The sequence below is a fragment of the Bradyrhizobium liaoningense genome, assembly GCF_018130785.1.
GTDB lineage: Bacteria > Pseudomonadota > Alphaproteobacteria > Rhizobiales > Xanthobacteraceae > Bradyrhizobium > Bradyrhizobium liaoningense_A.
In genome coordinates, this window is sequence record NZ_JAFCJT010000004.1 from 218,294 (window position 1) to 240,689 (window position 22,396).

Sequence of the window (22,396 nt, forward strand, 5' to 3'; positions counted from 1 at the left end):
GCTCTATCTCATAAGGAGCTGGGAATTTGCCGCCGATCCGGCCAGCCGGATCGGCGGTTAACGCGCGACCGCGCGTACCGCTCGCCGGGCCTTTCGGCCCGGCTCGCAACAAAACGGCTCAACCTTTAGGAAGCATCGCATCCAAGACCATGAGCATTATCGCGACCTTTGCTCCCGGGCGGCGATGCCCGATGGTAATCGCCTGGAGGCGTCGAGTGCTTCTCAACAATATTCGTTACCGCCGCTCGGAAACGACATGTTTCCTCAGTCGAGAATCGTTGTGGGCGGTCTTGCATAGGATCATCGGCCGCTTAGAGTACCGCTTGCTGTTGGGAAACACGATAACGTCCGTCGTCGGAACCTGACCGACGCCATCCTCTGTCATCAGGCGCACCGCCTTTGGCTGAAACGCCCGGGTGGTCTTGCCGGTGCTCTCGTCCGTGGTTTCGACCGATTCCATCAAGGTGAAGTCGCCGATCGATCGCGAGAGAAATTCGCGTTCGTCCGGATCGGTGAGGGGCAGATCGGAGTAGGTGGTGAACTCCGCCGTGTTGAGCAGCGTACGGGCACCCTCCGCGCCGTAGATGTCGGTGATCTGGCTGCGGCTTTGCCAGAACGTCCAGAGCCGAAGATTTTGTCCAGGCAGCTCGCCGGCAGCGATCAGGAGTTCTTTGAAGCGGCCAAGCGTCGCCGCCTCGTCAATAAAGCACACAATGGGTTCGCGAGCGCGGTGGCGCCGCACTGCGGTGAAGAGTTCGCAGAGCAACCATCGCGTCAGCGGCGTCAGCGTTTCCATGTCCTCGGCCGGCAACGTGATGAACAGGTCCATGTTGCCGGACGTCATGTCCGACATGGAAAAGCTGCTTTCGTCGGTCAGGCGCTGCAATCTTTCATCGGCGCACCAACTGAAGGCCTGAGCCGCGGTCGACAGAATCGAGTCCCGCCCTTTCGGATCCATAGCGAGAACTGCCTTGGCGGCTCCCGCAGCCACTCCTTTCAAGGGCGCAAGCGCCTTTTCGAAGTGAGGAAGGTTCGACAACAGCCATGCCGCACATTTGGGCGTCGGGCGCTTGATGTCATGCGCAACCAGGAACGCGCCTACGATGACGTCCACCGCGCGGTTCTGAAAGTAAACCGCCTCACCTTGCGGCTGCTCTGGCAGGAGAGAGCGAGCGATCCGCTGCAGATGGAGGATGTCCTTGGAATCGACTTCCGCAAGCGGATTCCAGGTGTCCGTCCCACCGACAATCCCGATGGGATCGAGGCAATGCACGGTGCGACCGAGCGCGCGACGGCGGGCGGCGACGGCGCGATAAGCCTCACCTTTCGGATCGATGACAACGGCGGGTCCACACCAGCCCTTGCTGTCGGGCACGGCGAGATTGGGGATCAGCAGCCCCGATGTCTTACCTGTGCGCGGCGGCGCAACGGTGATGAGGCTGCTTTCGGTCGACACGCGGATCGGCCGACGGGTGTCAGGATCGAGGCCCAGCTCGAGGCCGATCCGCATGCGCGCCCGCTCTTTGCGGCTCGCCCACCGGGCATTGCCGTAGGTGCCGCGCGGGTCGCGCCGCGGTCCGTAGTTCGGCACAAAGCACGCGACGAATGCCAGAAGTGGGCCAGCCACGATCCAGGCGAGAGCTGTCCTACCATATGGCCCAAGCGCCTTGGTCTGGCCGAACGCCATGTCGCGGTAGGCGAGCAGCGAATCCAGACCCCAACTGTTTCGCATCGCCGTAAACCAGACGGACGGCGCCTGGATCGTGTTCGGCCATAGCGATGCGTCGAGGCCGTGCACCATGAATTCCGCAACGGGAAAGCCGAACAGGAAGGCCAGGAGGGTGAGTGGCACGAAGATCTTCCAGAACACTGATTTACTCCTTGGAAACTGCAAGCCGGGCGTAGGCTTCTGCCAACATGACGGCTTCGAGGTGGCCTTCTGCGGGCGACCAGACCCGCAGCCGAACGTCTCCAGCCGCAGTCCGGCCCACCACGACAACTGCCGTGTCGGTCGTCAGGCGACGAAGTTCGGTATGCCCGTCCGGAAACGTCCAGGTGAGGTCGAGGTCTCGGTCGAAATGAACCTTCGCGTAACCGGTGTTGTGGACCGCGAAGCCGCCGATCACCATGACGGGGATCGAGATCAGGGTGACCACCACCAAGCCTCGCCAATGGTAGCGCGCGTGCCGAAGTCCGGACCGCAAGGTGGCCCCGATCGCTCGGGGAAACCGGACGCGCCGCCGCGGCATCACGTCCGCGAGCGCATGCTCCAGAACCTCGCGATCGGAGGGAAGCAGGGCCGGATCCTTCATGCCCGCCAGCCGCGCGGCGGGATCCGGCAATGCCCGAAGTTCAGCGAGCTTTGCTGCGCTCGCCTGACGCACCTCGCGTTTCGACGCGTCGGCGTCCGCCTTTGCGTCGATGAACCGCTTGCGCAGAGTTTCGAGGCGCTTGCTCATGACGCAAGCCACACAGCCGCGGGGCGGACTGCTTCCATCACCGCGAGGCGGAACGCCTTGAGATCACTCACCATGCGCCGTGCCTCGTTGAAGCCGTACTCCTTCTGGAAGTCGGACGCCTTCAACTGCGGGATGGCATAGAGCCCCGTGGCCTGGAGGAAGCCGAGCGTCCGCGGTTCGAACCCGAACTTCGGCAGCACCGTGACTTGCGCGCCGTCGGCGACGCGCTTCAGCATCGCGGGGTCAACGTCGCCCCGCAACTTGTTCTCGACCACGAAGCGGGCCTTGGCCCAACGCTTCGACGCCGCCAACAGCTTGGCGCCGTCGGTCAACGCGGCGGCATCGGCCGTCACCACCACGACCAGCGCCATCTCGATCCCGGTGTCGGCGATACCCGTGACGAATTCATCGTCGAACGAAGCAAGCAGCGATGAGGCGGTGTTGGCGCCGACATCGATGATGGTCGGCAGCTCGGCGCCGACCATGGCGTTGATCGGCCCATCGAACTCGGCACGGGCGGCCTGGCCGCCGGTACGGTCGATGGAGACCCGGTCGGCACGCACCGGGAAATGCGAGACCCGCTTCGGACCCTTGGCCTTGCCGTGATCGAATTCCAAGATCCGCGGCGTGGACTCCAGTTCGATGATGGGTGCGTCGGGCACCGCTTCCGCGACGCCGCGGGTGAGCGTGGACTTACCGACACCGCCGGTCTCTTGGGCAACGAGCAAAAGGCGTGGCATGGGGACTACTCCTGAGGCACTGAATGGCGAACGCAATCCGCTTGCGGTCTGCCAGGTGGGTGAAGCAGGAGGTCTAGCGAGAAAGGCCGTTCCGGGTTGCAGGCCAATTGAAAATGCCTGCGTTTCGGTCACCGCTTGCCGAGGAGGTGCGCGTGTTTGGCGAGCTCGGTGCGTCGGATCTCGTCTTCGCTGATGGTCTGATCCGGCACGCTCCCGCCGAGTGGTCTATTCATCTCTGGGCTGAGCGAGACCGTCTTCCTGGCAGTCCGGCCGTCCTTTTGGGAGCGTTCGGACAGGATTTGCGTCCGACCTCGCACGATAGCCTTGCCCTTCAGCTTCTCTGCGCGAGTTCTGATGTTATGCATCAACGCGGTCAGCCGCCGGCCCGTAAGCGGTTGGCCTTCCCCCTGCGTCACACCCTGCGCTGCCAGACCGCTGGCGATTTCGGTCCAGGTCGCACCCTCCTCACGGTGCAAGCGCTCAAGCTCGTCGAAATTGCTTCGGATGATCTCGGTCGCGCCTGTCTTGATTTTGCCTATCGGCGAGGCGACGCGAGCAGCTTTGAGCCGCTTCATGTCGCCGCGCAGACGTTTCAGGTCGATTTCCATGATCCCGCTAAGTAGTCGGCGGAAGTTAACGGCACCACCCGGGGGACACGCGGGGCCACACGTAAGCCAGGATAGGGCCAATCAACCACCAACCGGATCGTGCAAAGTTGAATGATCGCGCGCTCCGAACTCGCAGAACGGCGACTACCAAATGCCGACCGGAGGGAAAAGCCGTCGCCTAGACCTCAAGCGAGGCGCAGTTGTGGGCTAACCTAACGAGCCAGGTCGGGACGGGAGCCCTGCAAGCTGGACGGCAGACGATCGCCAGCCGTTCCGTGCCAAACTGCTCTGCCATCGCTTCCTCGACGAGGCAGCCCGCGCGATCTCAAGATCCACGCCGACCACACAACTTCGCCCTCGCAGGCGGACCACCCATGACCACCGTGGTCCGTAGCATGGCCACTGAGTACCACACTAAGGCCAGAGAAAGTACCACACAGAAGACCACTCAGGTTTTGGGCACACCTGTGCACCATGAGGTGCTTTACCCGTGGCTTGAAACGGATCGGTCGCCTACCTTGAACGACGACGATACGAGCGACGTCAGCCTTGTGCCGATGGAGGCGCCCCGGCAGCCCAATATATGGCGATGCGCCGATAGCAAACCCAAACATCTGTCAGAGAGTCATCGCTTGGGACAAAGGGAACAAAAAACGCCGCCCGCTTAAATAAAGCGCAGGCGGCGGATCACCAGCCCCGGGAGGGTGAGAGTAAAATCCCGATAAAGGTTAGTCCCGACGTGTCGCCCTAAGGTTCATCGGCATCGAGTGGCAACGCCCGAGGTCAAAGATAATTCAAGAATCCGCAGGTCGCAGACCGAGCGTATTTGATCGAAGCTGCTTTTCCCTGAGCCATTGGATGATGGCACGTTGAGCTGCGATGATAGCCTCTGCTCGATTGAAGCCGATGCCTGTTTTCGATGACCAACCGGCTCGCTCAAACGACCATTTCCAGCCAGGTGGATTGATCGTTTGAACCACCGTATACTCAATACCCTGATATTCCATGCACCGTCATGGCTCTGCGACGAATCAACACGTTAGACAGCGAGAAACGCTGATCAATCAGCGTCGCTTGAAGTCTTCTCTGAACGATCGACTCGAACTTCCCTAAACTCCGCGGGCCCGTCGAGAAGACGCTGCTTGCGAATCTGGTGCTCCTGCGAGCTCGCGGAGCTGTCGGCCCTGTCATCCAGCACCGCACCCGCCAAACGAAGGGCTCGCCTTCGTTGGCGGCCCGTCCGACGACCTCTTGCATCCTCGTTCGTCATCAAATTGAACCCTCAAATAGGAGCGTACATGATCGGATACGCCCGCTCGGTCGGTGAAGCTCAGCAACCGCGGCAAATGTTCTTCAGCTTTGCGGCGGTTCGAGCCTCTTCCGCAACGAATGGGTCCTTGTACCCTGACGATGGGGCACTATCGGTTTCGGCGGGCTTCTTGGCCTTTGGCGGAAACGCCGCATCGTAACAGGAGAGCCGGGCACTGGTGCTCTCGATCGCGCTGCAATTCGGTTCCGCTACGGAAGCGGGTAACGCAGATGTGCTTAATCCCGACGCGAGCAGGAGCGCCGCCGTCCGCATACCGGATCGAGTTCTGCTCACACCGAAGGTCCCGTCATGATCCACCTTTGTTGACCCAAGAAGGACGCTGGCCGGTCCAGATTGGAAGAGCATCCCACTCAGAGCAGCGCATCCGGCGCTCCTCACCCCCGACGCTCACGAAAACAAAAGGCGCATCGTCCCGGCCTGTTTTCGAGCCAACGAAAATTGCCGGAACGCCGTAGGCATCCCTGATGATTGCGGTGTTTGCCATTATCGGCTCCCATTGGCCCAAACTTGCTCCAGGCATTCGATTTGCATTTTGAACGCATGGTTGCTGAACCGCTTGCAGCTACAGAATAGCCACAACCGCGATCAGCAGTGCGAGGAAGACCGGCACCAATAGCGGCGGCACAAGCCACTCACGGATTTCGAATTTGTCGGATTTTGACATCTTACCGCCTTCACTGGGTTGAGGCGGGAGCGCAAAGCTCTCAGTCACCGATAACAGCCACTAAGCGCGCGGTGATACCAATCCTATAGCAGTCTTCTTACCACCGAGCCAGATCAATCTTGGTCCATTGCTGCCGAAAGTAGATTGGCAGTCGATTGCGTCTCCGGATCGGGCGGTTCACTTCCAAAAAACGGCGGCGATCAACCAACACGACCGGGATAGTCCCGAGTACGATCATGCCTATGCGGAAGCCAATTTCGCCAGGCATTGGGAACTCCCGCCAAGGCAAGAGTGTAAGCTGTCCTTCTGACCCAGATAGACGCTTTAAGCACGCTGCATGATTGACCATTTTCCAAACCTTCGCAGGCCCGCATCGAAATCAAAACACAGGGGACGGGCGGCTGGCCATCATCCGGTGAGAGCATGGAGATGCTGGCCGAGCTGCCTCTGCACATAGGGCTTGGCCAGGAAGCGGGCTCCGGCGGGAAGATCCTCGACGGCAGGTTCTACCTGGCCCGAAGTGACCAGCAGTGCGATCGGAGGCCAACGGTCGCGAACGGTGGCTAGAAGTCCCAGGCCATCCATCGAGCCGGGCAACTGGATATCGGTAAATACGATCGCTATATCGGCGGTGTTCTCCAGGAGCTCGATTGCGTGATCCGCATCGGCGGCCTCTATGACCTCGTAGCCCAGCTCGCGTACCATCTCAGCCGCGTTCAGACGAATGAGGAACTCGTCCTCGACTATCAAAACAACAAATTTGTGAGCCACCGAATAGGGGTACTTTACTCTAGAGGTCAACACGCAACGGCTCCCGCCTCGCGTTGTTCCGAGAACATTCTATCTCTTCCAGAGTTGGGTCAGGAACCCAGATGCTCCCCTGAGTATAGTTCAATGATAACCGAACTTAGCGGCGAAATCACCGCCGTTCAGCAAATCAATGCTGTTCCGAAAATTTTGGATGCCGTAACCCGCTTAACGGGCATGGGCTTCGTAGCGGTCGCCAGGGTGACCAGCGATCGCTGGTTGTGCTGTGCTGTTCGCGACAGCATAGATTTCGGCCTCGTGGAAGGGAGCGAGCTTCACGTCGAAACGACGATCTGTAATGAAATTCGCGGCCACGGCGAACTGGTTGTCATCGATGACGTCGAGACGGATTCCAGATTTTGCAATCACCCGACGCCACGCATGTATGGCTTCAGGAGCTACATCTCAGCTCCGATCAAGCGTGCGAACGGAGACATCTGGGGCACGCTCTGCGCGATCGATCCGCGACCGCGTGAGTTAAATCGACCTGAGATCGTCGAAAGCTTGCGGCTTTTTGGGGAATTGATCGCTGCGCATTTGGATCTCAACGAGCGCTTCGAGCAATCTCAGGCCGACCTTGCCAAGAGATCAGAAAGCCTGCTGGCCAGTGAGGTGGGGCGGCAGTCTGCCGAAGCGGACCTGAAAAGCACCCGAGCCGATCTTCTTGACGAACGGAAGACGTCGGAGCTGCGCGAGCAATTTATCGGCGTGCTGGGACACGACCTCCGCAATCCGCTGGCGTCAATAGCCGGCGGCATGCGTGTTCTCCTCAAGAATGCGAATAGCGAGCGAGCGCCCGACATCGTCGCATCAATCCAGAAATCCGTGATGCGAATGGCGGGTCTGGTGGACAACATCATGGATTTTGCCCGCGGCCGCCTCGGCGGCGGATTGACGATCAGGCCCGACGCAAACGAGCCACTGACCCCCGTGATCGAACACGTCATCAACGAAATGCGTCTGGCGTGGCCAAGCCTTAACATCGAGACCGATATTGCCCTAAACGAGCCGGTTCGATGCGATCGCATCAAGATCAGCCAATTGTTCTCCAATTTACTCGGGAATGCGGTCACCTATGGCGACATCGACAAGCCAATCATTGTTTCGGCAAGGACGAGCGATGGAAGATTTACCCTCAGGGTGACAAACTACGGTACGCCGATCTCGGACAAGGCGATGCAAAGCCTGTTTCTGCCTTACACCCGCGGCGACCGTCCCAGCCAGCAAGGTTTAGGTCTCGGCCTCTACATCGCATCCGAGATTGCGCGAGCCCATGACGGGACGCTTAAGGCCGTCTCGAGCGGCAAAGAGACAATTTTTGAGTTCAGCATGCCTGCAACGACTTAGGTCGCTCCTGCGGGTAGATAGAGTAGATTGAGTAAGTAGCTCAAGACACCAAGAAGCTCTCTGTATCGGCCTGTCGGCCAGCCGAATCTGGATGCATTAGAACGGAGAGCTGCTGTGTGCGGCCTGCGCCAGATTTTTTCGGTCACATTGATCTTTGTTATGGTTTGAACCTGTCTGTTTTGTAGCGTTATGTTCACCGTGAGCCCGCGGCTTTGCCCGGAGCAGATCGCCGGTTGTCGCCATCAACTTGGAGATGAACGCCATGCAGAAGCGACGTCGTTTCAAACAACAACTCACGTTGCAGGAGCGACTAACAGTGTGGTCCAAAGAAGTTCTTGACCAGGCCGCCAAGCTCCCGCCGGGACCAGAAAGGGATGCGCTGATCAAGAAGGCCCGTCAGGCCGATGTCGCCTGCCACCCGGATGAATGGGCGCATTCGCCGGAATTACAGCTACCGGTCTGATAGTCTTGTCGTCGGAACAATCCATTGACCAAGTCAGGTGATGGTGGTCGATGCCGATGGCTCGAATTCGATTCTGAGGCGCTTACGGAGGCAACCTGTCCAAGTTGCCGCTGCTTAGACCCGGCTGGCCCCGGAATCTCTGGCAACCAAGTTAGAGCTGGCGTATTGTCTTCCGATCACCGGCCGAGGCTTGTCCCGTAGGCGTCGGTGACTGAGAGACCGAGAGCGCTCCCGCCTGCACGGAAGTGGAGTGCTCTTATGGAACGCTATTTCTTTGACATCCAGAGTGGCCGCGAGTTTTTCGCCGACGAGGAAGGACTACGACTGCCCAATCAGAAGGCTGCTGAAGTTGAAGCGATGCAAACGCTGACGGGGATCGCCAGAGAGTCCGTGTTCAAAGGCAGTCGTCCAGATTTGGCGGTTGAAGTGCGCTCGATGACTGAACGGCTTTTCTGCGTATCGATCGTCTATCGAAGTGAGAGCACGAAACATTGAGGCTGCCTGTGAGAACAGACGCCTCCATCTCGACTGGGTCTCCGGCTCCGGTTGGAGTACTCGACTAGCCGTGAGGCTGTCCAAAAACATTTCTTCAATCATGTCTGGTCGGAGCGCCTTCGAGCACATATATCAAGGTCGTCACCGCCCCACCCGAGGCAACCATCGGTGATGAGAACGCCTGTCGCGCTCCCGCCCATTCAAGGGAGAAAGCCGTGCAGGTTCGTAGCGAGTCTCAATCTTCGACATTCGAATACCGTCTCACTCAAGAGGCGATCAATTTGCGCCAGCAGGCTCAAGAGATGCCTGTTTGCGTCCGGCGCGCCGAACTACTTCAGAAGGCCCGGCAGATCGATGTTGCCCTGGAGGTGAACAGGTGGCTCAGTTCTCCGGGACTTCAGCCGCCAATGTAATTCGAATCCTGGATCGGCTTGCGGACCTCTCGCGCTGGCGCAGACATCTTTCCAACAGGCGCTCATGATGATCCGATATTTCTTCGATATCAGAGACGATCGGGAACTGTACCCGGACGAAGACGGAATAGAATTTTCAACGCAACGTGAGGCCGAGATGGAGGCGGCTCACACATTGGCGGGACTGGCCCGCGATTTGGCCGGTGAGGAAAACCGGCCGGACGTTGCTATCGAGGTTCGAACGGAAGCCGGGCACGTATTTCAAGCCGCGTTGACCTTCGAAGCGAATAAGGCCGGGCAATAGTTCTGTCTTTCGCGGTTCCGGGGATTCGATATGGACCGTCGCATTGCAGCCCTTTTGCGATCAGCCGGTGAGTTCGTCGGCCCAAACCTTGAAACTTAGCAACGTGTTGGGTCCGAATGTCTGGGTGATCGGAACGTCGGCGGCATCGCGGCCCTGCGCGATCAGGACGCGACCAATCCGCGGAATGTTGTTACGTGGATCGAACGTGTACCAGCGACCACCGATATAGGCTTCGCACCAGCCCGCGAAATCGCCGGCGGCATATGGAGGCGCCATGCCGATGTCACCGAGATAGCCGGTGCAGTAGCGCGCAGGAATGTTCATGCAGCGGCAGAACGCTATAGCCAGATGTGCATAGTCCCGGCAAACGCCTTTGCCTTCGTTGAACACTTCCCAGGCGGTCTTGGTCGGGCGGGCGTGCTCATAGCCGAAAGCAATGTGGTTATGCACGAAGTCGCAGATCGCCTTGACCCGTGCCCAACCGGGCGCGGTCTTCTCGAACAACTTCCACGCCACGTCGGTAAGTCGGTCAGTCTCGACATACCGACTGCCGAGCAAATATACGATGGTGTCCGACGGAAGATCTTCCACTGCGTGCTGTTGGGCCGATGGTACGATCACGTCGGGTAGACCGCTGTCTCGGACTGTGCCGTCCGCTGAGAGGCGCATGCGGCCGGCTGGCGCGACAAGACGACTGCACCAATTCCCGAAACCGTCGCGGTAGGGCGTGATCGGCACCGACGGCTCGCTGACAAGATGATCGGGCAGGACAATGTCGGATGCCCGTGTGAAGTGAGTGCCGACAACTGCGATAAGAGGGGTCGGTTGCGGAAAGTCGTAGATCATCTCGAAGCCGACGCGGATCTTCATGGAAGTAGCTCCAAAGAGATGATTGCGATCGTTACGAACCCCCATTTGGGCATCGTCACCGATGAAGGCTGCGAGCGCTCGGGTGTGAACAGTATGCCATCGCTGTCCCGACCGCCAACCGTATGCTCGATTGAGTGGAGAACATCCGCCCAGCGCCTGACCGGAACCCGTTTCAAACTGAAGGCTTTGTTGAAGATGAAAATGCGATCCGGAGTCACGCCCATGTCCATTCAACCCACGCAAGACTGGGGGGCGCGGCCTGTATCTGAGAAGGCCTCTTACCAGGGCGCGCGTCGAACCGTGAGCGAGGTTGATGCTGATATTCTGAGGAAGCGCGCGTTGAAGAAGCAACGTGCGTTGATCGACACCCTCAATGGTCGTGCGCCATCATGAGAGATTTCAAATGTCCTCATTGCGGGCAACTATCGGCCTTCGAGCTCTCCAAATGCAACGGCTGCATGCAGCCGTTGATCTTCGATCCCGAGAATATGGCGATGATCGGTGCGGAAAGTGCCCTTGAATGCGTCAATCGGAATATCATCGGTTGCAACTGGTGCGCGGTTTCCACGACTTCCTACTGCATGTCCTGCTCCCTGACCCATGTCATTCCCGCCACACAGAATCCCCGTAACGTAGCCCTTTGGAAGCGCGTGGAGGAAGCCAAGCGCAGGCTGATCTACGACCTGAGACGGCTTCGCGTGCCGATCGCGTTCGCGGGTGGATTTCGCCTGGCATTCGAGATTCTCTCGGACGAGCATGGGCCGGTCCTGACCGGTCACGAATCCGGCCTGATAACGCTCAACCTTGCGGAGGCCGATGACGTACAACGCGAGATCAGGCGTGTTTCCTTTCGCGAACCCTATCGCACCCTGCTTGGTCACTTTCGACACGAGATAGGGCACTTTTACTGGAATGCCCTGATCCACGAAGCGGGTTTTCGAGCGCCGTTTCGGCTGGTGTTTGGCGACGAGACAGAGAACTACCAGGCAGCGCTTGCCTATTATTATGCCCGTCAGGATTGGTCTTGCGATCCGGCGAGTCACATCAGCATGTATGCGACGTCTCATCCCTGGGAGGATTGGGCAGAGACTTTCGCTCACTTCCTGCACATCGTCTCGACCCTGGATTCCCTGGCAGGACTTCCGTTGTCGTTGGACGCGCGCGGAAAGCACACGCTGAATGACCCGTATCTGGAAAGCGATTTCGGTGCGCTCCTTGAGTTGTGGACCCCGCTCGCTCTGACGATCAACCGCCTCAACCGCTCACTTGGTCTTGCCGACGCGTACCCGTTCGACATTTCACCCGCAGTCGAAGGCAAACTGCACTTGGTGCATATGGCGATTACCGCCTTCAGGAATCGGCAAGGAAACGCGCACACAACGCCGATGATGTGCTAACCTGAGTTCTGGTGGAAGCGCTTAGCTCGTGAGCGGCGCCACACTGGTTGCGATTTTAGCTGAACGTCTGGCAGACGAGCGGCGGCGTGGGCTTCGGTTCGCCCCTCGGGAACATGCGTCCCGCGAAAGCGTTGATAACTATAGGCAGCGTCCGCTTGCCGTTGTTCGACAACGCGCTGAGACCTCGCGAAAGATCTGGCGCAAAGCGGAGCGTTCACGCTGATCCGCTCCCGGCAAATATCGCTTGCGCTGTCATGGCGAATATCCGAGCCCCAGACCGGCGCTGATCCAATTCCTGGAGATCAAAATGATGAAAAACGAAGCGAAGGCTGCCCGGCATCTGCGGGAGGCGAACAACGCGTTCAAATTGGTGCGAACAGAAAAACCAATGACCGATTACGCGAAAGATCAGCAATCCCTGCACGATAATCACGAGCGTCTGAAGGCGGCCCGATTGGCGCGTGAAGCCAAGCCGAAAGACTCCCGGGCATAATCGTCGCTCTCGATTTAGAGCATCGAGAGCACGACGATTCCGTTTTCGAGCTCGCCGGAGGCGAGCCGCGCACGGGCTATATGCTCGAATTCTTTTCGATATTTGTGAAGATAACTGAAGGCCTGCTTGTCGGTCTGAAACGTCGTTGTAAGCCTGCACATCTGCCGTGCTGCGCCAAGCGCAAGCATGAAAGTGATCGTTCCCCCGCCGTCTGCTTTGACTCTAGGCATCCACCCAGCCCGTGCAATTCGGTTTCACGATGATGCCGTGCGATCGCGAGTTCGACTATCGCGCCGACCTGTTTTTGCGCTTCGTCGGTCGGGGGGCAGGCAGCGATGCCCGAAACGCGATGTCGGCAACTTCCTTGGCCTCACGCAGCTCGCGGAGGCGCGCCATGTTCTTTCGCACCTCGATGGCCTGCCGTTCCGCGTCAGCCAATGCCCGCGCGCCGTCTTCAGCGGCCAATCGCTTGCGGTTCGAGCGCGCGATGCCTTCGGGCGACGGCTCTGCCGATTTCCTGGCGATCATCCTCAACCCGCATTATGAAGAACAAAACCCGCTCCATCCGAAGATCGAGCGGGCAGCCTGCCGTTTCAGTACATCCGTGAAAGCGGCGTCGACAAATCAAGCCAGCGAGAGGTTTTCGGCGCTCACTTTGCCGCGCATCTTGTCGGTCTTGGCCTCAAAGTTAACCTTTTGGCCCTCGGCGAGACCCGCAAGGCCAGTCCGTTCGACCGCGCTGATGTGAACGAACACATCATTGCTGCCGTCGGTCGGCTGGATAAATCCAAAGCCTTTTTGGCCGTTGAACCACTTAACAGTACCTGTCGTCATTTTCATTCTCCAAAGCGCGCGAGCGCGCATCGCGTGACGAGCACGCGATTACTTCAACTTCGTCGATGTCTTTGGAAAAGGAGCCCGCGGGCGCGTTCAACAAGGCACAGCGGCTAATCGAATTTCTTTAATATATATCATTTTCGGCTTTTTGCAAGGCAACACTCAAATTGTTTCCGAGAGCGCTGCTAGCGAGCGCGTGTGGGCGAACGTTCCTTTGCGATCGAGGGGCTCCAAACGACGTGTGGGAACGGCTCTATCCATTGACAGCGCGGCTGACAGTGGTCACGTTGCTCTACCGAACTTGATTGCCGTGACGCATAGACCGGCTTGTTCGAGGCCGGCGGAAGAAGACGCCGTCACTCCCATCATCGCAATCGCCACGAGACTCCTGCGCAATTGGCTGCATGCAGGACTTGCGCATTCGCAGCCCAGCGAGGAATGTCAATTGCAGGTACTTGTTCGCGACAACAATGTCGACCAGGCCCTTCGTGTTCTGAAGAAGAAGATGCAACGCGAGGGTGTCTTTCGCGAAATGAAGCAGCGGCGCTCATACGAAAAGCCTTCCGAAAGAAAGACGCGCGAAAAATCCGAGGCTATTCGCCGGGCCCGTAAGCTCGCTCGGAAGCAGGCCATCAGGGAAGGTTTGCTGCCGGCGCCCCCGAAAAAGAAGCTTCCCGAGCGCAAGCCTCCCTTGCCGCAGATCGCCGGCAAGGAGCGCGCGTAACGGGAATGCGCGTAGAGGAACGTTATTGCCATAGATTAATTGCCATGGTGGTTGCGCCGAGTTCGACGCAGCAAAAGCGGGGGTGCGTAGCTGCCAGATTTCAGTCGCGGTCTGTAATCCAGGAGATCGAGATCACGAAGACGGGCAGGAGTGATCATCGCATTCTGACCCAACGCGCGCGTGCCGCTCACCTGGCTGGCAAAGTTATAGACGAGAGGGCGGACAATTCTGCGAAGGGCGATGATCAAGCGATGCGAAGGCAGCGTTTGATCGAGGGACCATCGGAGTTCAGGGCCGTCCGCGTCGATCGTTCAAGAAAAACTATTGATCGTTAACTGGCCTTCAGTCGCTTACGGGTTCCTTGCGACGTCCAGAACGCATTGACGTTGTCTTGAGCATCGGCCTGTCCGTCTCTGCTGGGCGAGTTATCGGGCGCCGGGGCCAACTTGTGAAGAATTCTCCTAAGCGATTCCCAGATCACGACATGGCATGTTGTTAGGTTCTGAAATCGATGCCGCGCAGCACGATACCCCGAGGATCTCCTTCAAGTTCCGTCGCTCGATACTTGCTGGCCGCGCGGGCCTCGATGCGGTCGCGTAGGCGGACGAATTGGGCTTCGCGCTGCTCGGGGCGGACCTGCGGGCCGCGCTCAAGATAGTCCATCGCGGTGGTCGAGATCGCGCAGGGAATTTCCTTACCGCCGTCCTGCATCGAGAACAGCACGATCATCCGGTCATATTCGTGGCCGATGTAGCGACCGCTCGTGAGCGTCATGGCTTCCTCCTTTAAGTGACCGTTGCTGGCACGATCGCGCGTGCGGAGAGTTGCTCTGCCGTCAGTCCTCGCCCGAGAGCCGGACGAAGTCGTCGAGCAACGACGCGACCAGCGCCCGGTGCCTCGTATCCTCGGCGGGCAGGCTCGCGGCATAGAGGTTGAGCAGGTGCCGCGCCTTGACCGCAGCCTCCGGCCAGGAAGCGGCGGGCACCGTCATCATGCGGTGTTCAAGTTCGGCCTCCCGCTCACGCAATTCCCTGACATGGGCCTCGACATCTGCCAGCGCGCGGCGCAGATCGGTAGCCTTCTGCGCAGCCATGCCGCGATGCTTGTCGAGATCTACGGGATGGTCAGTCATGCGCGGCGCTCGCATCCGCAGCCTGCGCATTGGCGAGATCGACTGAGCCGATCGAGAGCATCTCCATTGAGTCGCGAACGCCTTCCGCCGGCACCATAATCATCGTCGCGATGCGGCGATAGGCCGAGAAGGTGAGACCCTCGATCGCTTCTTCATCAGTGATGACCTCGTAGGCGCCGGCGGGCAGCAGCCGCTCGATGCCGCGGATTCGGAACGGATGTCTGAACGTGACGGTCTCTCGCCGTGAGCGGATGGTCATGCACGCCTGCCTTTTTGCAAGAGGGGCCCTAACCGACCGACAGCGACGACCATGCGCCCGTCATTGAGCAATAGCCAGCACATTCGCCATTGCCGCGCGCTGACGTCGCAGTGCAGCCTTGCCCGAACTGCGTTTTAGCACTCGCTATTGGCGCCTCGCAGGCGTAGGGTTGTCGCATCACCGCACTTCTCAACGGCATCGACCGGTGACTGAGGGTCACGTGCGCTCCCGCCGACAGAGTTGCAGGAGCGCTCGATGTCGCGTTTTCGCGCCTCGGAATGGATGGTCCCGCCGGTGATCGTTCCGTTATTCCTTTTGCTTCTGGTGTGTGCTGCGGCCATCCTCAATGGCTAAGGCAACGCGCGTGCCTTACCTGGTCATGGGGACCAACGAATATGGCAGCGCCAATCTCGGCCGTGGCAGCGCGATCGTTGCACTGCGGCTCGCGCGAAAGCTGGTGCGCGACGGTTACATGGATGTCCGCGTCTGCACGCCTCGCGGGCGCATCCTGCAGTCGGACGAACTGAAAGAACTTGAACCCCAACAGGAGATGGACGTCATGGCCAAGGGACAGCAACGCGGCAATCGCGAAGCCAAGAAGCCGAAGAAGGAAAAAGCCAAGGTGATCGCAGCACAGCCCAGCCGGAAAGAGGTCGCCTGGCAGCCGGATTTCGGGTCGGCAAAAAAGAGGTAGGCGGCGCAGTCAAGCGTGAGGCGGACGCTTGACCGCTATTGCGGCGCGACGAGGGGCCACCTCATGGATGCTCGAAGGTGGATCGAGGAGCAACGCCGGCACCCATAGGCCCTGTCACTGTTGCCGCCCTCCGTCGCCAAATTCGAACCCCACATGCATCACGGGACCGGCGTCGTCCCGTACCGCAATTGCCATATGGCGCTTTGAAGAACTGCCAGATTCATACGTCGCATCCCGTGCCATGTCGGCCAATGACTTTGCCGCCTCAACCTGCGCCGCCCGAAAGTCAGCAAGTTCCAGACCTTCCTCGTCAAGGAACAGGCCGTCATCGTCGACGAGATCGAAATAGTACCGGGTCATGACGCACTCCGGAGACAGACGGGAGTTCCATGTGCCAGCGACCGATGCCCCTTGTGCAGCCTCGATCGGTGATGGAGGACAAGAGATGTGGCAGAAAATGGTTGCTGGTCCGACGGCCCGCACGAGGATCTCAAAGTCCGCTGTCTAGCCTGGCACACCTGCGTAAGCTGCACGGCAGCCTTCGGGTGACTATCACTGCGTCGACTGCGTTGCGTGGAAGGCGATCGTTGTTGTTAGCTCCGCGCTGGGGTCGAAGATAGATCGGACAACCACGGGTGATCGTGCTATCGGCATTGATGGAAAAGATCTTGGTGGTCGGCGCGATCCTCTTCTTGTCATCCAGTGCTAATGTTCGAGCGGCCGAGCAAGCGCCTGCTGCAACAGAAATGTCAATTCGCGACCAGATCAAGGCCGCACGCGCTAAAGATGTATTGGAAGAGAAATCAGCATCGGTTGCGCGCCCATGGGATCGTGACGCGTCCGGCAAACGCCCATGGGATACCGCGAAACCGACTGAGCCTGTGAAGCGGTGAAATACCTTGGCGCAGCGTGCGGCCCCGAGGTGAAGCCTGTCGAGCATTCTTCTACTGTTTTGTTTGCCGGTTGGGGCGCCATTTGCTGAGATTGATCAAGCTCACGTTGGCAGCAGCCATTGCGCTCGCGCTGATTCCCCATGCCGTGAGATACTATGCTTTTCCCCGCGACCGTCTGATTCAGATCGCAAAGCAGTGCGAGAATGATGCAGACAAGTTAACGGCCTCCGACGCGGCAAAATGGACGGAAGCTCACAACGGTGGGACAAATAATCCGTATCGAGCGCAAAGGGACGCTCGAGTCGAGATCTGCATTAAGGCGGACGGCTGGTGTTCAATGAGTGATGACCGGCCGGCAGTCAGTAACCCAGCCATGTTCGCGCCGCGTGATCCGGTTGCCCGGGCGCTATATCGTTGGCGATACGCCGACGAATCTGGAAGCATCTGTCGCGATTGAGCTACTGGGACAATCGAAAAGACAATCAATCGCGTCGCAAGACAATGGAGACAAGACTATCTTCATCCCCGTCGCTGCTGTTCGTTACTTCAAAGTAGCGGCTTCCTTGGCGATAGCCGAGATTGAAATGCCCGATTTGCGAAGGACGCTGCTAAACTGCTCATCCGTCAGCTTGAGCCGCTTGCGCAGGATCTTGACCTGCACCTTGTCTCTCAAATTCAACGAGTTGCGGAAATGGGTTGGCTTCGACCTGTTCATGATATTTCTCTTGCTTGGAGGGATGGCTTGATCGCGACTAAGCGGGCATTACGCCGCTCCGGCCGCGATGGTGACTGTCCTGCTCCTCGCAAAATTTCCGCCGCCGCAGAGGCAACAGTCCCCCCAGACCGGCGTTCCCCCATTTCGGAAATATCTAGGCGCGTAGCGCTAAGGTGGGCTTGGCCGGGGACCGCAATTAGGATGGACCGGCTTCCCCCGCGGGCCATAATCTGCAAATCTCGCGGCATTCGGAAAAGCTGCCCTGGACACCACACAATGTCCGTGTCCACATTTCGGTCCCTCGGCCGACAATTGTGCAACTTAACAACTGCCCAAATTGGGCTCCGCCCCGCTCACAAGCCCCGGTACTTGTTCGGGGAGCACTCGCTTCCTAAACTCGACCACTTGTCAGGCATGTTCATTTTATATAATAACTTCAATGATATATGAGTTCGCAGTTTTGTTCTGAATGGCGCACCAGCCTTCGCTGCTTCGCAGCTACGGCTGGGCGAGCCAGGCGCAAGTCTATCCACGCGAAGCAGCGAAGGCTGTCCCGCCGAAGCCTTGGCGAAGGCCGACTAGATCAGCGAGTCCGGTATCCTCCTCCCCTCCCTTCCAATCGTCACATCCCTCCTGTATAAACCGGTAGCTTCTTCTGTAACTCGAAGGAGCTCACATGAACGACCTGCACACGTGGCTTTCCGAACAGCACCACGGCCTGCGCACCTTCCGGACATTCCAGCAAAAGCTCGAGACGCTCGGCCGGGACGATCCCGCCCAGCGCGGTCTTTGCCGCCTGTTGAGCGGTCTCGTCGGCAACTATGTCGAGGCCTTTGACGAGGCTCCGCTGCCGGTCGAAATCGCCGACGGCGCCTATCAGCGCCTGCTGACGCTGGTCGCGAGCATCGACCTGAACGCCGACGCCAACCGGCGGCTCGCCGACATCAACCGCGTGGCGGAGAGCGAGCTCTGGCAGTGAAGGCGGCACGGCCGTCGCGCTCGCGCCGGCTTTGTCACGAACGACGCGTGTAGATCGTGTTCATCGTGTAGTCCTTGCGTGGACCCGACACCACGTGACGGACGACGAACGTGCCATCCGGCATGAACATGTAGGTCGACTGATAGTCGTCGTGCTTGCAGAGATGGCCCGCACGCCCGATCAGCTCCCCTCCGGAAGTTGCGGACAGTGAAATCTCGTGAAACAGCCGAGGCGGATCTTCCCTAAAGAAGACCATGAACCCTCCGTCGCTGTTGCTGAAGACGTATTCGCGTTCGGCCTGCACCGTGGTGCCGTTCGCGAGCTTCAGATATCCCTGCTCGCGATAGGCCAGCCGCCCCCCATCCAGTGGCGTGAAGATCGCGACACCCTGCATCGTAGCCTGGCTTTCGATGACCCGGTTGAGGGACCACGAACCGATCAGCTTTTTCGTGACTTCCGAGGCATCACCCCAGCCGTCGATCGTGGCTTCGTTCATATCTTCAGACCTGCGCACTAGCCATCCGGTCCAGCTTCACAGGACCCACAGCTGGAAGTTCGACTTCAGCGAGCCGATACCTATATCCTATCGCAACGGATGGTGATGCAGCGAGCAGCTTTGATGGGCAGGCGACGCACAACCGAAACGGACGCCAACGACCTCCCGCGCTATTTCGTCTGGGTCCGGGGCCTTGAAGGCCCCGAGCCGCAGAAATGGACGACGATGGATTTCGGCATCGGTGACTGGAAGCGGCCGATGGTGCTGGCCTTTCTGGCGCTGCCGGAGGACGAGCGGCATCTGTCGCTGTCGATGCTGGCACGGCGCTATCCGCCGCCGAGGGTTGACCTCCTGTAGGGATGGGTCCGCCTGCGGCGGCGCGATCCCGCTTGCTACCTCAGCGGGACTATGCACAAAATGCACCTGTATTTTCATGACGCCGCCATTGATTGAAATCGTGGAGTGCTGCCGGGCTCCGGCCTGAAGTGCTTCACCGTCGATTGCCGAGGGGCCCCATGACGCACCATGATGGCGCGCCGAATGTCGATTCTGACAGACCCAAACACACGCATGACCATGTAAGCGCCGGCGGGACGACCGCCACCATCCCGTCGAAGCGCAAGCTCGTGCTGTTCGCCGACGGCACGGGCAACGCATTCACCGCCCAGGAATCGAGCGTCTGGCGTCTCTATGAGGCGCTCGACCACACCCAGCCCGACCAGATCGCGCATTACATCAAGGGCGTCGGCACCGCCGGCTGGGCGCCGCTCGCAGCCATCGACGGCGCCACCGGCATCGGCGTGCCCTCCAACGTCCGCAAGCTCTACCGCTTCCTGTGCTGGAACTGGCGCGAGGGCGACGAGATCTACATCTTCGGCTTCAGCCGCGGCGCCTTCACCGCGCGCACGCTGGCAGCGCTGATTGCGAGCCAGGGCCTGGTGCCTGCGGTGATCGACAAGGTCGCGGTGTCGCATGCCGAAATGCAGCGCAACACGATGGCTGCCTGGCGGGAATATCGGAAAGCATCGGTCGGCTACTGCAGCCTGCCGACGATCTGGATCGTCCGCTGGATCCGCGACGTCCTCATCTATCTCTATCACCTCGTCCTTGGGCATCGCTCCTACGCGAAGGTGCGCGACGCGATGGACGGCCGCAAACAGGTCGCGATCGAATTTCTCGGACTGTTCGACACAGTCGAGGCGTTCGGCGTCCCGGTCGAAGAACTCCGCCTCGCGATCGACTGGGCAATCTGGCCGGTCTCCTTCCGCAACCATCGCCTGTCGAAGACGGTCAAGCACGCCTGTCACGCGCTTGCGCTGGACGACGAGCGCACCACCTTCCACCCGCTGCGGATCGACCAACGCGATCTTCCGCCGGGTCAGGTCGTCAAGGAGGTCTGGTTCGCGGGCGTTCATTCCGACATCGGCGGCGGCTATCCGGAATCCACGCTGTCCTTCGTGCCTCTGGTCTGGATGGTCGAGCAACTCGGCGGCCAGCTCCGTTTCCAGGACGGCACGATCGAGCGTTTCCGCGAATACCAGTCGGCGATCGGACCGATGCACGATTCGCGCAGCGGCGCCGCGGTGCTGTACCGCTACGGCCCGCGGCCGATCGCGGACCGGGCCGAAGATGGCGGACCGCCGGTAGTCCACTTCGCCGTCGTCGAACGCATGCTGCACGGATGCGACAATTATGCGCCGCTGATGCTTCCGGCGAATGCCAGGGTCCTGTTGCCGGGCGGAGAGGTGTTGCCGCTCACGAGGGACGAGACACGCAAGGCCATGAAATCCGCCTACGCGAAAAGGATCGGCGATCCGCAAAAGGCGGCCGAGGCCGACGCGTTCATGGAGATGAGCCCGCCCGATGCGGAGATGGCCAGGCAGGTGCTCGACTCCGTGTGGTGGCGCCGGGTGGCCTATTTCTCGCTGGTGATCGCGCTCGGCATATTGGTCGCATGGCCCTGGATCGCGCGTACGGTGGTCGGGTCGTCCAAGGAGCACGGCCTCGAAGATACCACGCTGCTCAAATGGATCACGGCGTTCGACAGCGGCACGGGCACGGTCGTCAAGCCGTTCGCCGATATCCTCGCGAGCGTGCTGCCATCCTATGCGGGGCCATGGCTGGCCATCGCGCTCTATTATCCCTTCCTCACCACGGTTCTTGTCGTTGTCATCCTCATCGCCTGGAACAGGAATGCGGCGCTGCGCGACAGCATTCAGGAGCGCGCGCGGCTGGCCTGGTACAGGCCCGATCGAAGGGCCTCCAGACGCCGGGTTAGCAAATCGGGCTGGCTGCTCGCGATCGGACGCTGGATGCGGCTGCACGCATGGCCGGTGCGCATGGCATTCACCAACGTCCTGCTGCCGGGCATTTTCCTCGTCGCCATTTTCGGCTCCGCGTTGCTGCTGGCATCCCGCAGCTATCTCGACTGGCGCGAAGGCACCGGCGACATTTGCGTCGGCAGCAATTCCACGCGCGCGGTCGGCGACGTACCCGTTACGGCCCGCGACGGCGAGGTGTTCAACGTCAGCGATTTTTGCTGGGCGAGCCGGCTCGCGGTGGAGAAGGGACGCAAATATCGCGTCTGGATTCAAATGGCGGATCCCTGGTTCGACCGCACCATCATGACCGGTCTGAACGGCTTCAGGACCCCGCCGGATCTGACCCATCGTTCGGCCGTGCCAATCCTGCGGCTCTACGGCGCAGACTGGTTCCAGCCGATCGTGCGGGTCGGCACCAGGGGATCGAACAATCTGCCGCTGCTGGCCGTCAACGAGATCCCCGCCGACGAGTTGCCGCGTCGGGTCAACGCGACGGTGCCGGCATATGAGGACACCACCAGGAGCAACTACCCCATCCGGATCGAGGACTCCGCGGAGTTCAAGAAGCCGGACAGCGAATTGAGACGAGTCTGGCGTTCGTTCGGAGATTTCGAGCCCATCCCGCCTCAGGCGCTGCCGGCGGCACGCGCTCTCTGGCGCAGTCAGGGATTGTCCGAGCTACTCGTCGCGGAGTTCGTGGCGCCCGAGGCGGGCGAGCTGTTCTTCTACGTCAATGATGCCGTCCAGCTCTTCCCGCAAGTCGTACCATTGCGGTTTGCGCCGCGGTGGCTCGTTCCACTCCAGGGACCGCGCGTCCAGTTCTACAACAACAACACCGGTACGGCGACGATCCGGGTCCAGCGCATTCCGGCTCCTCCGCCGGCGAACTAGCCGCGACCATCCCCAGCGGGTGGAGCCGAGCATCGTGGCGGCCCCCATGATTATGGGTGTCGCGG

The 22,396-nt window shown here is 59.9% G+C and carries 30 protein-coding genes; 13 read left to right on the forward strand and 17 right to left on the reverse strand.

The features are described from left to right. Positions 1-235 precede the first annotated feature (235 nt). The 7 genes from JQ627_RS13320 to JQ627_RS13350 form a co-directional block, all read right to left on the reverse strand. Entirely contained in the window at positions 236-1,870 is a 1,635-nt protein-coding gene (locus JQ627_RS13320) for a type IV secretory system conjugative DNA transfer family protein (protein WP_212484650.1), read from the reverse strand. Positions 1,871-1,874: 4 nt separating this feature from the next. Then, a complete protein-coding gene (locus JQ627_RS13325) occupies positions 1,875-2,459 on the reverse strand; it encodes a hypothetical protein (protein WP_212484651.1) in 585 nt (194 codons plus the stop codon). Next, complete coding sequence (locus JQ627_RS13330) at positions 2,456-3,199, reverse strand: chromosome partitioning protein (RefSeq protein ID WP_212484652.1); 744 nt, start codon at positions 3,197-3,199, stop codon at positions 2,456-2,458. The genes JQ627_RS13325 and JQ627_RS13330 overlap by 4 nt, the downstream gene beginning before the upstream one ends. Positions 3,200-3,327: 128 nt before the next feature. Further along, positions 3,328-3,807 (reverse strand): hypothetical protein, encoded by a 480-nt coding sequence (locus tag JQ627_RS13335; RefSeq protein WP_212484653.1) that lies wholly within the window; start codon positions 3,805-3,807, stop codon positions 3,328-3,330. 794 nt (positions 3,808-4,601) lie between these two features. Then, positions 4,602-4,814 (reverse strand): hypothetical protein, encoded by a 213-nt coding sequence (locus tag JQ627_RS13340; RefSeq protein WP_212484654.1) that lies wholly within the window; start codon positions 4,812-4,814, stop codon positions 4,602-4,604. Positions 4,815-5,423: 609 nt separating this feature from the next. Beyond that, on the reverse strand, positions 5,424-5,621 hold the full coding sequence (locus tag JQ627_RS13345) for a hypothetical protein (RefSeq protein ID WP_080669694.1): 198 nt from the start codon (positions 5,619-5,621) through the stop codon (positions 5,424-5,426). 588 nt (positions 5,622-6,209) lie between these two features. After that, positions 6,210-6,605: a response regulator gene (locus JQ627_RS13350; protein WP_312015758.1), complete on the reverse strand. Its 396-nt coding sequence runs from the start codon at positions 6,603-6,605 to the stop codon at positions 6,210-6,212. Between the two features lie 90 nt (positions 6,606-6,695). On the opposite strand from JQ627_RS13350, the gene JQ627_RS13355 reads away from it, so the two are divergent. From JQ627_RS13355 to JQ627_RS13370, 4 genes are all read left to right on the forward strand, one after another. After that, positions 6,696-7,955 (forward strand): GAF domain-containing sensor histidine kinase, encoded by a 1,260-nt coding sequence (locus tag JQ627_RS13355; protein ID WP_212484655.1) that lies wholly within the window; start codon positions 6,696-6,698, stop codon positions 7,953-7,955. A 262-nt stretch (positions 7,956-8,217) separates the two neighbouring features. Continuing rightward, entirely contained in the window at positions 8,218-8,418 is a 201-nt protein-coding gene (locus tag JQ627_RS13360; RefSeq protein ID WP_212484656.1) for a hypothetical protein, read from the forward strand. A 258-nt stretch (positions 8,419-8,676) separates the two neighbouring features. Further along, a complete protein-coding gene (locus JQ627_RS13365; RefSeq protein WP_014491583.1) occupies positions 8,677-8,913 on the forward strand; it encodes a DUF6894 family protein in 237 nt (78 codons plus the stop codon). Between the two features lie 477 nt (positions 8,914-9,390). Beyond that, positions 9,391-9,630, forward strand: a complete 240-nt coding sequence (locus tag JQ627_RS13370; RefSeq protein WP_014491582.1) for a DUF6894 family protein — start codon at positions 9,391-9,393, stop codon at positions 9,628-9,630. 60 nt (positions 9,631-9,690) lie between these two features. Here JQ627_RS13370 and JQ627_RS13375 read toward each other — a convergent pair whose 3' ends face one another. After that, positions 9,691-10,500 (reverse strand): transglutaminase family protein, encoded by an 810-nt coding sequence (locus JQ627_RS13375; protein ID WP_035701104.1) that lies wholly within the window; start codon positions 10,498-10,500, stop codon positions 9,691-9,693. Positions 10,501-10,545: 45 nt separating this feature from the next. Here JQ627_RS13375 and JQ627_RS13380 point away from each other — a divergent pair, with 45 nt between their 5' ends. From JQ627_RS13380 to JQ627_RS13390, 3 genes are all read left to right on the forward strand, one after another. Beyond that, positions 10,546-10,893: a hypothetical protein gene (locus JQ627_RS13380; protein WP_212484657.1), complete on the forward strand. Its 348-nt coding sequence runs from the start codon at positions 10,546-10,548 to the stop codon at positions 10,891-10,893. Further along, positions 10,890-11,897, forward strand: a complete 1,008-nt coding sequence (locus JQ627_RS13385; protein ID WP_028160515.1) for a putative zinc-binding metallopeptidase — start codon at positions 10,890-10,892, stop codon at positions 11,895-11,897. The genes JQ627_RS13380 and JQ627_RS13385 overlap by 4 nt, the downstream gene beginning before the upstream one ends. A 310-nt stretch (positions 11,898-12,207) precedes the next feature. Continuing rightward, positions 12,208-12,390 carry a hypothetical protein gene (locus JQ627_RS13390; RefSeq protein ID WP_014491578.1) on the forward strand — a complete coding sequence of 61 codons (183 nt, stop codon included), beginning with the start codon at positions 12,208-12,210 and terminating at the stop codon, positions 12,388-12,390. A 14-nt stretch (positions 12,391-12,404) separates the two neighbouring features. On the opposite strand, the gene JQ627_RS13395 is transcribed toward JQ627_RS13390, so the two are convergent. From JQ627_RS13395 to JQ627_RS13405, 3 genes are all read right to left on the reverse strand, one after another. Continuing rightward, the gene (locus JQ627_RS13395) at positions 12,405-12,620 is read right to left on the reverse strand and encodes a hypothetical protein (RefSeq protein ID WP_014491577.1); all 216 of its coding nucleotides are present in this window, start codon (positions 12,618-12,620) and stop codon (positions 12,405-12,407) included. Positions 12,621-12,675: 55 nt separating this feature from the next. After that, complete coding sequence (locus JQ627_RS13400; RefSeq protein ID WP_212484658.1) at positions 12,676-12,918, reverse strand: transcriptional regulator; 243 nt, start codon at positions 12,916-12,918, stop codon at positions 12,676-12,678. A 96-nt stretch (positions 12,919-13,014) separates the two neighbouring features. Continuing rightward, on the reverse strand, positions 13,015-13,224 hold the full coding sequence (locus JQ627_RS13405; RefSeq protein WP_212484659.1) for a cold-shock protein: 210 nt from the start codon (positions 13,222-13,224) through the stop codon (positions 13,015-13,017). Positions 13,225-13,672: 448 nt separating this feature from the next. On the opposite strand from JQ627_RS13405, the gene rpsU reads away from it, so the two are divergent. Then, complete coding sequence (rpsU, locus tag JQ627_RS13410; protein ID WP_014491574.1) at positions 13,673-13,951, forward strand: 30S ribosomal protein S21; 279 nt, start codon at positions 13,673-13,675, stop codon at positions 13,949-13,951. A gap of 495 nt (positions 13,952-14,446) precedes the next feature. On the opposite strand, the gene JQ627_RS13415 is transcribed toward rpsU, so the two are convergent. The 3 genes from JQ627_RS13415 to JQ627_RS13425 form a co-directional block, all read right to left on the reverse strand. Further along, positions 14,447-14,725 (reverse strand): DUF1488 domain-containing protein, encoded by a 279-nt coding sequence (locus tag JQ627_RS13415; RefSeq protein ID WP_014491573.1) that lies wholly within the window; start codon positions 14,723-14,725, stop codon positions 14,447-14,449. 61 nt (positions 14,726-14,786) lie between these two features. Beyond that, positions 14,787-15,083, reverse strand: coding sequence for a hypothetical protein (locus JQ627_RS13420; protein WP_014491572.1), 297 nt, complete (start codon positions 15,081-15,083; stop codon positions 14,787-14,789). Beyond that, a complete protein-coding gene (locus tag JQ627_RS13425) occupies positions 15,076-15,342 on the reverse strand; it encodes a hypothetical protein (protein WP_212484660.1) in 267 nt (88 codons plus the stop codon). The genes JQ627_RS13420 and JQ627_RS13425 overlap by 8 nt, the downstream gene beginning before the upstream one ends. Positions 15,343-15,688: 346 nt before the next feature. Here JQ627_RS13425 and JQ627_RS13430 point away from each other — a divergent pair, with 346 nt between their 5' ends. Then, positions 15,689-16,036, forward strand: a complete 348-nt coding sequence (locus JQ627_RS13430; protein WP_212484824.1) for a hypothetical protein — start codon at positions 15,689-15,691, stop codon at positions 16,034-16,036. Positions 16,037-16,150: 114 nt separating this feature from the next. Here JQ627_RS13430 and JQ627_RS13435 read toward each other — a convergent pair whose 3' ends face one another. Further along, positions 16,151-16,396, reverse strand: a complete 246-nt coding sequence (locus JQ627_RS13435) for a DUF6894 family protein (RefSeq protein ID WP_014491569.1) — start codon at positions 16,394-16,396, stop codon at positions 16,151-16,153. 275 nt (positions 16,397-16,671) lie between these two features. Between JQ627_RS13435 and JQ627_RS13440 the strand changes: the two genes are divergently transcribed. After that, positions 16,672-16,929, forward strand: a complete 258-nt coding sequence (locus tag JQ627_RS13440; RefSeq protein WP_014491568.1) for a hypothetical protein — start codon at positions 16,672-16,674, stop codon at positions 16,927-16,929. 541 nt (positions 16,930-17,470) lie between these two features. Here JQ627_RS13440 and JQ627_RS13445 read toward each other — a convergent pair. Next, positions 17,471-17,644, reverse strand: a complete 174-nt coding sequence (locus tag JQ627_RS13445; RefSeq protein ID WP_080669711.1) for a DUF3606 domain-containing protein — start codon at positions 17,642-17,644, stop codon at positions 17,471-17,473. 676 nt (positions 17,645-18,320) lie between these two features. Here JQ627_RS13445 and JQ627_RS13450 point away from each other — a divergent pair. Beyond that, positions 18,321-18,623, forward strand: a complete 303-nt coding sequence (locus JQ627_RS13450) for a hypothetical protein (protein WP_212484661.1) — start codon at positions 18,321-18,323, stop codon at positions 18,621-18,623. A 34-nt stretch (positions 18,624-18,657) separates the two neighbouring features. Here JQ627_RS13450 and JQ627_RS13455 read toward each other — a convergent pair whose 3' ends face one another. Beyond that, entirely contained in the window at positions 18,658-19,119 is a 462-nt protein-coding gene (locus JQ627_RS13455) for a DUF6314 family protein (protein WP_212484662.1), read from the reverse strand. Between the two features lie 123 nt (positions 19,120-19,242). Between JQ627_RS13455 and JQ627_RS13460 the strand changes: the two genes are divergently transcribed. Both JQ627_RS13460 and JQ627_RS13465 read left to right on the forward strand, forming a co-directional pair. Continuing rightward, a complete protein-coding gene (locus JQ627_RS13460) occupies positions 19,243-19,476 on the forward strand; it encodes a hypothetical protein (RefSeq protein ID WP_212484663.1) in 234 nt (77 codons plus the stop codon). Positions 19,477-19,634: 158 nt separating this feature from the next. Next, positions 19,635-22,331, forward strand: coding sequence for a DUF2235 domain-containing protein (locus JQ627_RS13465; RefSeq protein WP_212484664.1), 2,697 nt, complete (start codon positions 19,635-19,637; stop codon positions 22,329-22,331). Positions 22,332-22,396 lie beyond the last annotated feature (65 nt).

Bases quoted from the DNA above. Each gene is read 5' to 3' on its own strand.
- JQ627_RS13325 (WP_212484651.1), bottom strand. From the start codon at position 2,459: ATGAGCAAGCGCCTCGAAACTCTGCGCAAGCGGTTCATCGACGCAAAG.
- JQ627_RS13330 (WP_212484652.1), bottom strand. From the start codon at position 3,199: ATGCCACGCCTTTTGCTCGTTGCCCAAGAGACCGGCGGTGTCGGTAAG.
- JQ627_RS13335 (WP_212484653.1), bottom strand. From the start codon at position 3,807: ATGGAAATCGACCTGAAACGTCTGCGCGGCGACATGAAGCGGCTCAAA.
- JQ627_RS13340 (WP_212484654.1), bottom strand. From the start codon at position 4,814: ATGGAATATCAGGGTATTGAGTATACGGTGGTTCAAACGATCAATCCA.
- JQ627_RS13345 (WP_080669694.1), bottom strand. From the start codon at position 5,621: ATGGCAAACACCGCAATCATCAGGGATGCCTACGGCGTTCCGGCAATT.
- JQ627_RS13355 (WP_212484655.1), top strand. From the start codon at position 6,696: ATGATAACCGAACTTAGCGGCGAAATCACCGCCGTTCAGCAAATCAAT.
- JQ627_RS13360 (WP_212484656.1), top strand. From the start codon at position 8,218: ATGCAGAAGCGACGTCGTTTCAAACAACAACTCACGTTGCAGGAGCGA.
- JQ627_RS13365 (WP_014491583.1), top strand. From the start codon at position 8,677: ATGGAACGCTATTTCTTTGACATCCAGAGTGGCCGCGAGTTTTTCGCC.
- JQ627_RS13370 (WP_014491582.1), top strand. From the start codon at position 9,391: ATGATGATCCGATATTTCTTCGATATCAGAGACGATCGGGAACTGTAC.
- JQ627_RS13375 (WP_035701104.1), bottom strand. From the start codon at position 10,500: ATGAAGATCCGCGTCGGCTTCGAGATGATCTACGACTTTCCGCAACCG.
- JQ627_RS13385 (WP_028160515.1), top strand. From the start codon at position 10,890: ATGAGAGATTTCAAATGTCCTCATTGCGGGCAACTATCGGCCTTCGAG.
- JQ627_RS13390 (WP_014491578.1), top strand. From the start codon at position 12,208: ATGAAAAACGAAGCGAAGGCTGCCCGGCATCTGCGGGAGGCGAACAAC.
- JQ627_RS13395 (WP_014491577.1), bottom strand. From the start codon at position 12,620: ATGCCTAGAGTCAAAGCAGACGGCGGGGGAACGATCACTTTCATGCTT.
- JQ627_RS13400 (WP_212484658.1), bottom strand. From the start codon at position 12,918: ATGATCGCCAGGAAATCGGCAGAGCCGTCGCCCGAAGGCATCGCGCGC.
- JQ627_RS13405 (WP_212484659.1), bottom strand. From the start codon at position 13,224: ATGACGACAGGTACTGTTAAGTGGTTCAACGGCCAAAAAGGCTTTGGA.
- JQ627_RS13415 (WP_014491573.1), bottom strand. From the start codon at position 14,725: ATGACGCTCACGAGCGGTCGCTACATCGGCCACGAATATGACCGGATG.
- JQ627_RS13420 (WP_014491572.1), bottom strand. From the start codon at position 15,083: ATGACTGACCATCCCGTAGATCTCGACAAGCATCGCGGCATGGCTGCG.
- JQ627_RS13425 (WP_212484660.1), bottom strand. From the start codon at position 15,342: ATGACCATCCGCTCACGGCGAGAGACCGTCACGTTCAGACATCCGTTC.
- JQ627_RS13430 (WP_212484824.1), top strand. From the start codon at position 15,689: ATGGCTAAGGCAACGCGCGTGCCTTACCTGGTCATGGGGACCAACGAA.
- JQ627_RS13435 (WP_014491569.1), bottom strand. From the start codon at position 16,396: ATGACCCGGTACTATTTCGATCTCGTCGACGATGACGGCCTGTTCCTT.
- JQ627_RS13445 (WP_080669711.1), bottom strand. From the start codon at position 17,644: ATGAACAGGTCGAAGCCAACCCATTTCCGCAACTCGTTGAATTTGAGA.
- JQ627_RS13450 (WP_212484661.1), top strand. From the start codon at position 18,321: ATGAACGACCTGCACACGTGGCTTTCCGAACAGCACCACGGCCTGCGC.
- JQ627_RS13455 (WP_212484662.1), bottom strand. From the start codon at position 19,119: ATGAACGAAGCCACGATCGACGGCTGGGGTGATGCCTCGGAAGTCACG.
- JQ627_RS13460 (WP_212484663.1), top strand. From the start codon at position 19,243: ATGGGCAGGCGACGCACAACCGAAACGGACGCCAACGACCTCCCGCGC.
- JQ627_RS13465 (WP_212484664.1), top strand. From the start codon at position 19,635: ATGACGCACCATGATGGCGCGCCGAATGTCGATTCTGACAGACCCAAA.